The sequence below is a fragment of the Kitasatospora sp. NPDC059747 genome (genome assembly GCF_042732955.1).
GTDB lineage: Bacteria > Actinomycetota > Actinomycetes > Streptomycetales > Streptomycetaceae > Kitasatospora.
On the sequence record NZ_JBHWGV010000038.1, the window covers coordinates 69,788 to 76,022 of the forward strand.

Here is a 6,235-nt window from a genome sequence, read left to right on the forward strand (position 1 = left end):
ACTCGGTGCTGACTTCTTCGGCCCGTCGCATGCACTTGAGTGGTACGTTATGTGGTACCGGTCATGGAAGGAGTTCAGTCGATGTCGATCACAGCCAGCGAGGCGCGCAAGGCTCTCTTCCCGTTGATCAAGAAGGTCAACGACGATCACGAGGCCATTGAGATCGTCTCCAAGCACGGGAATGCCGTGCTCGTCTCGGCCGAGGACTATGCCGCCTTGCGTGAAGGCTCCTACCTCTTGCGCTCGCCGGTGAACGCGCGCCGCTTGCTCAAGGCGTACGAGAACGCCCTTGGCGGCACAGGGCTTTCCGAGCGGGAGCTCATCGATCCTGATGCGGCGGGTGTCGAGAAGGGCGCCGCGTGAGGCTCGTCTTCGAAGAGGCCGGCTGGGAGGACTACACGTCCTGGCTCAAGAGCGACCGCAAGATGCTCGCTCGGATCAACAAGCTCATCGAGGACGTCCTGCGCGACCCGTTCACCGGGATCGGCAAGCCCGAGCCGCTGAAGTACCACTTGCCCGGTGCCTGGTCGCGGCGGATCGATGACGAGCACCGTCTCGTCCATCTGGTCACGGACCGGGAGATCATCATCCTGGCAGCCCGTTACCACTACTGATCGTCAGCAGCCGGTTCACGTCACCGTGCTGGTTCTGTGCTGACTTCGTTCGTCGGCAGGGGCGTTCTCGCAGGTTGCAGTGGTGTGATGGCAATTCCGCTTCAACGTCTGACCGCCGCCCGGTGCGGTGGACCGCCCGGTTCCGTGTTCGCACGGGGCCGGGCGGTTCGGCGTTCGTGGGGGGAGTTCAGCGGATGGTGACGGTCACCGTGCCGTCGGGCTCGGTGGTGACGGTGACGGCTTCGAGGGTGTCGGCGTGGGCGTCGGGGCGGTGGGCGGCGGCGCGGGGGCCGATGCCGACGACGCGCAGGCCGGCCGCGCGGGCGGCGGCGATGCCGGCCCCCGAGTCCTCGAAGGCGAGGCAGTCGGCCGGGGGGAAGCCGAGTGCGGCGGCGCCCTTGAGGAAGCCCTCCGGGTCGGGCTTGCTCGCGCCGACCGACTCGGCGGTCACCAGGACGCCCGGCATCGGCAGTCCGGCGGCGGCCATCCGGACCCGGGCGAGCGGCTCGTCGGCGGAGGTCACCAGGGCGTGCGGGAGGCCGGCCAGCGCGGTGAGGAAGGCGGGCGCGCCGGGGACGGGGACGACGCCGTCGGTGTCGGCGCGCTCGGCGGCGAGCATCCGCCGGTTGTCGGCGAGGTTCTCCTCGGCCGGGCGGCCGGGCAGCAGCTCGGCCATCGTCGCGTGGCCCTGGCGGCCGTGCGCGACGGCGAGGACGGCGGCCGGGTCGAGGCCGTGCACGGCCGCCCAGCGCCGCCAGCAGCGCTCGACAACGGCGTCGGAGTCGACGAGGGTGCCGTCCATGTCGAGCAGGAGGGCGCGGGCGGTCAGCCGGACGGGGGCGGCGGGCATGGGTCGGGCTCCTCGCGGTGCGGGCCGGTGGGTGCCGGCGGGCGGCGGTGGACCCGGCGAAGACGAGCCATTTGTTCAATGATGATACAAAAGATCATCCGAGCAGGTGGGCGTTGACCGCCCGGGCCTCCGCCGCCAGCTCCGCCAGCTCGACCACCTCGACCCCGGCCGCCTCCAGCAGCGCCGTGCCCTGGCAGTCGGTCACGAACAGGTCCGGCTCGCGCCAGGCCACCACCACCCGCGGCACGCCCGCCGCGATGATCAGCCGGGCGCACGGCACCGGGCGCGAGGCCCGCTGCCCGCACGGCTCCAGCGAGCTGTAGACCGTCGCGCCGCGCAGCCGCGGGTCACCGGCCGGGAGCTTGCCGAGCGCGGCCTCCTCGGCGTGGTCGTGCGCGTCCGTCTCGCGGCTGTACCCCTCGGCGAGCACCTCGCCGTCGGCGCCGACGACCACCGCGCCGACCGAGAAGGCGGTCCCGGACGGCGGGCAGAGGCGGGAGAGTTCGACGGCCCGGCGCAGGTGGTCGAGGTCGGTGGTCACGGGGCGGGCTCCTTCGGGGCGTACCTGAGCAGGACGACATCGCCCACCGTACGTGCCTCCAGCAGGCGCATCCGCCGCGCCGGTCCGCCCGGGAAGGCGGCCGGGTGGACGAACCGCGGCGCCTGCGCCTGGCCGACCAGCAGCGGGGCCACGGCCAGCTGGAGCTCGTCGGCCAGGCCCTGCGCGAGGAACTGGGTGTGCACGCTGCCGCCGCCCTCGACCATCAGGCGGCGCACGCCGCGGGCGCCCAGGTCGTCCAGCACCGCGCCGAGGTCCACCGCGCCGCCGAGCGCGACCACGTCGGCCAGCCCGTCCAGCGCCGGGCGCAGGGCCGCCGCGCCGGCGTCCGTCGTGTACGCGACCTTGCCGCCGCCGGTGTGCCAGAACCGCAGCGCCGGGTCGAGTGCGCCGCTCGCGCTGAGCGTCACCTTCAGCGGGTACGCCGGCCGGCCGGCCGCGACCCGGGCGGCCCTCCGGCCGGCGTCGTTGACCAGCAGGCGCGGGTTGTCGGCGCGCAGGGTGTTGCCGCCGACCAGGATCGCGTCGGCGGCGGCGCGCTCCTCGTCGACCCGGTCGAAGTCGGCGGCGTTGGAGAGCAGCAGGCGCTCGGGGGAGGCGTCGTCGAGGTGGCCGTCGAGCGACACGGCGGCGCTCAGCAGGACGAAGGGGCGCGGGCCGGGCATGGGGCGGGACCGTTCTGTCGGGGGGCCTCCACGGTACGGCGGGCGGTGGGGCGGGCGCCGTCGGGTGGCCATCATGTGAGACGAATCTTCTCGCGATGCGAGAACAGGAGTAGCGTCGGGGGAAGCCGAACACGATCGAGGGGGATCCGATGAGCGGAACGTCCACCGTTTACACGCACGGCCACCAGGAGGCCGTGCTGCGCTCGCACCGCTCGCGCGGCGCCGCCGACTCCGCCGCCTACCTGCTGCCCGAACTGCGCCCCGGGCAGGCCCTGTTGGACGTCGGTTGCGGGCCGGGCACGATCACCGCCGACCTGGCCGAGCTGGTCGGTCCGAGCGGGCGGGTGGTGGCCGTGGACACCTCCGCCGAGGTGCTGGAGCAGGCGGCCGAGTACGTCGCCGCGCGGGGGCTGTCGAACGTCGTCTTCGAGGTCGCCGACGTCCACCGACTGTCCTACCGTGACGGCGAGTTCGACGTGGTGCACGCCCACCAGGTGCTCCAGCACGTGGCCGACCCGGTGGGCGCGCTGCGCGAGATGCGCCGGGTGCTGGCGCCGGGCGGCGTGGTCGCGGCCCGGGACGTCGACTACGCCTCGATGACCTGGTACCCCGAGGCGCCCGCGCTGGACGACTGGCTGGCGCTCTACCGGCGGACCGCGCGCGCCAACGGCGGCGAGCCGGACGCCGGGCGGCGGCTGCTGTCCTGGGCCCGGGCGGCCGGCTTCGCCGAGGTCGCCGCCACCGCCACGACCTGGACGGGCGCGACGCCCGAGCGGTGCGCGTGGTGGGGCGGCATGTGGGCGGACCGGACGGTCGACTCGGCGTTCGCCCGCACGGCGGTGGCCGCGGGCTTCGCCGACCGGGCGGAGCTGGAGCGGATCGCGGCCGGCTGGCGGGAGTGGAGCGGCGCCGGGGACGCCTGGTTCTCGATGCTCCACGGCGAGGTCCTGGCGCGCGGCTGAGGGGCGGGAACAAAGGGCGGGCAGGCGTTCGAAAAGATCGGGTAAAGTCGCGCGACCGTTCGTTCTCGGGCCCGTTCGGGTCCGAGCCGTGTGCCGAAGGCCGCCGAGCGGCGCAGAACGCCGAGCTGACGCCCGCACCGCCGGGCCGGGGGAGTCCACGTGTCCAAGCCCGATCCCGACGCGCCCGTCCCCGGGCCGGAGAACCCCGCGCCCGCCGAGAACCCGGTGGCCCCGGCGGACCGGGTGGACCGGGTGGACCTCGGCAAGGAATCGGCCCCGCCCGCCGAGTCTCCGCAGCCCGCGGACATCCCGGCGGACCGGGTGGACCTCGGCAAGACCGACGTCCCGGCGGCTCCCGCCGACGCGGCCCCGCCTGCCGCCGCCCCGGCCCCCGCCGACCCGTGGGCCGCCCCCGCCGGGGCCCCGCCCCTGGCGCTGCCCCCGCCGCCGCCCGTCGGGGCAGCCGGGGCCACCGGGCCCGCCGGGGGCTGGGCGTCGGTGCCGCCCGCCGCGTACTCCGGCTTCCAGTCCGGTTACCCGTACGGCTACCCCCAGCCCCCCAAGCAGGTCAACGGGTTCGCCATCGGAGCCCTCGTGACCGGCCTCGTCTGCGCGTGGCCGGTCGCCCTCGTGCTGTCGATCGTCGCGATGGTCCAGATCAGGAAGCGCGCCGAGCGCGGCATGGGCATGGCCGTGACGGGCCTGGTGTTCGGCGTGTTCGGCGTCATGGTCACGGTGTTCGGCGTCCTCGGCGCCGTGCTGGGCCCGGTCGACCGTGCCGACTCCGGCGCGCCGCCCAAGGCCCCGGCCGGCTCGGTCCGCTGGTCCGCCCTCAAGTCCGGGGACTGCTACAGCTCCCCGGACGGGGGCAGCCGGGTCGACCCGGACGGCGGCGACGAGACGGTGTACTGGGTCCGCAAGGTGCCCTGCTCCGCCCCGCACCACGGCGAGGTGGCCGGCACCGCCAGGACCCCGGCCGGCGACAGCCGGACCTACCCGGGCGAGTCGGCGATCCGCGAGCGCGCCGCGGAGCTCTGCCGCCCCGTGCTCGACAACTACGCCCTCGACCAGTGGGCGATCCCGGACGGCATGGACGAGATCTACCTCTACCCGACCGCCGGCAACTGGAAGTACGGGGAGCGGTACATCACCTGCGCCTTCGAGGACCGCGACGCCGAGCACGTGGGCACCGTCCGCACCGACCGCGGCAGCCTGACCTCCGCCCAGCTCGCCTACCTGGAGGCCGTCCGCGGCTTCAACACGGCCTACGCGAACCAGCCCAAGGGCGAGGTCGCGACGGCCGGCTCCGAGTACGTGACCTGGGCCGGGCGGATGGCGGCCGCCTCCCGCGCCGAGGCCGAGCAGCTGTCCCGCACGACGACGTCCTGGCCGGACGCCGCGAAGCCGAAGGTCGCCGCGCTGGCCGCCGCCCAGCGGGACGCCGCCACCGCCTGGGAGTCCGCAGCGCGGACGACCGACCCGACCGCGCTGGAGGGCGAGATCCGGCGGGCGAAGCTGCTGACGGCCAAGACCACCCCGCTCAGCGTGGACGCCCGCCGCGAGCTGGGCCTGTCCACCGGTGAGCAGGTGCCCGACCTCCGGGTCTGACGCGCCGTCTTACCCGGAGTTAACCCGGCCCGTACCTGCCGGTAGCGAGCCGCCCGTACGGTTCGGGACAGGTATCCCCGGCCCGACCCCCACGCAGGCCGGGGATACGCTCCCGCCATGAGCACCTTTCGGGTGATGCGGCAGGACGACAACGGCAACCGCTTCGTCGTCGCGCGGGGACTGGCGAAGGACGAGGCCGAGCGCCTCGCGGCGGAGTTCGAGGCCCGCGGCCACAAGCAGCTCTACTGGACCGAGGCCGAGCGCGCGGCCGGGGACGCCTAGGCTCGTGCCATGAATCCCGCAACCGTGAACATCGAGGAGCAGGCCGCCGTCCGGATCGTGATCGGCGGCGTGATCGTCCGGGCGGGGCGGGTGCTGGCCGCGCGCCGCAACACCCCCGCGGAGGTGGCCGGGCGCTGGGAGTTCCCGGGCGGCAAGGCCGAGCCCGGCGAGACGGAGTCCGAGGCGCTGGAGCGCGAGCTGCTGGAGGAGCTCGGCGTGCACGCCCGGGCGCTGGAGCGGCTGCCCGGCGCGTGGGCCGTCCGGCCGGGCCTGGAGCTGCACTTCTGGGCCGCCGAGCTGCTCGACGGCGACCCCCGTCCGCTCCTGGAGCACGACGAGCTGCGCTGGCTCGGCCCGGACGAGCTGGACTCGGTCGACTGGCTCGACCACGACCGGGACGTCCTCCCGCACGTCGCCGGCCTCCTGGGCACCTGAGCCCCCACCTGTCGGCGCGAGCCCGGCGCCGCGCCAGGTAGGTCAATCGGACAAGACGACCCGGCAGCCGGGATAGCCTGGGTTCTGCTGGGTATGTCACTTTTCGGCACGTTTCGTCACCATCGGTGAGCCGCCCCAGCCGGCGCCGCCGATCCCGACCAGAGCCGGAGGCCCCGTCGGTGTCGAATACCGGTAACGGCGGCGGGGGAGCACGGCGGACAGGCACCGCGGGGAGCGCCGCCGCCCGCGCCCGGCTGCGC

At 74.6% G+C, this 6,235-nt stretch carries 7 protein-coding genes and 1 pseudogene; 6 read left to right on the top strand and 2 right to left on the bottom strand.

What is annotated here, in order from left to right; genetic code table 11:
- The first annotated feature begins 81 nt into the window (after window positions 1-81).
- Window positions 82-363, top strand: a complete 282-nt coding sequence (locus ACFV4G_RS18795) for a type II toxin-antitoxin system Phd/YefM family antitoxin (protein WP_380441641.1) — start codon at window positions 82-84, stop codon at window positions 361-363.
- Complete coding sequence (locus tag ACFV4G_RS18800) at window positions 360-614, top strand: Txe/YoeB family addiction module toxin (protein WP_380441643.1); 255 nt, start codon at window positions 360-362, stop codon at window positions 612-614. The genes ACFV4G_RS18795 and ACFV4G_RS18800 overlap by 4 nt, the downstream gene beginning before the upstream one ends.
- Before the next feature lie 187 nt (window positions 615-801).
- Here ACFV4G_RS18800 and ACFV4G_RS18805 read toward each other — a convergent pair whose 3' ends face one another.
- Both ACFV4G_RS18805 and ACFV4G_RS18810 read right to left on the bottom strand, forming a co-directional pair.
- Window positions 802-1,464: an HAD-IA family hydrolase gene (locus ACFV4G_RS18805; protein ID WP_380441645.1), complete on the bottom strand. Its 663-nt coding sequence runs from the start codon at window positions 1,462-1,464 to the stop codon at window positions 802-804.
- A gap of 94 nt (window positions 1,465-1,558) precedes the next feature.
- Window positions 1,559-2,688 (bottom strand): annotated as a pseudogene (locus ACFV4G_RS18810) (dihydrofolate reductase family protein).
- 149 nt (window positions 2,689-2,837) lie between these two features.
- On the opposite strand from ACFV4G_RS18810, the gene ACFV4G_RS18815 reads away from it, so the two are divergent.
- The 4 genes from ACFV4G_RS18815 (at window position 2,838) to ACFV4G_RS18830 (ending at window position 5,975) form a co-directional block, all read left to right on the top strand.
- Entirely contained in the window at window positions 2,838-3,650 is an 813-nt protein-coding gene (locus ACFV4G_RS18815; protein ID WP_380441647.1) for a methyltransferase domain-containing protein, read from the top strand.
- A gap of 159 nt (window positions 3,651-3,809) precedes the next feature.
- Complete coding sequence (locus ACFV4G_RS18820; RefSeq protein WP_380441649.1) at window positions 3,810-5,258, top strand: DUF4190 domain-containing protein; 1,449 nt, start codon at window positions 3,810-3,812, stop codon at window positions 5,256-5,258.
- A 117-nt stretch (window positions 5,259-5,375) separates the two neighbouring features.
- Window positions 5,376-5,540 (top strand): SPOR domain-containing protein, encoded by a 165-nt coding sequence (locus ACFV4G_RS18825; RefSeq protein ID WP_380441651.1) that lies wholly within the window; start codon window positions 5,376-5,378, stop codon window positions 5,538-5,540.
- 9 nt (window positions 5,541-5,549) lie between these two features.
- Entirely contained in the window at window positions 5,550-5,975 is a 426-nt protein-coding gene (locus ACFV4G_RS18830; RefSeq protein ID WP_380441653.1) for an NUDIX domain-containing protein, read from the top strand.
- The last annotated feature ends 260 nt before the right edge of the window (window positions 5,976-6,235 follow it).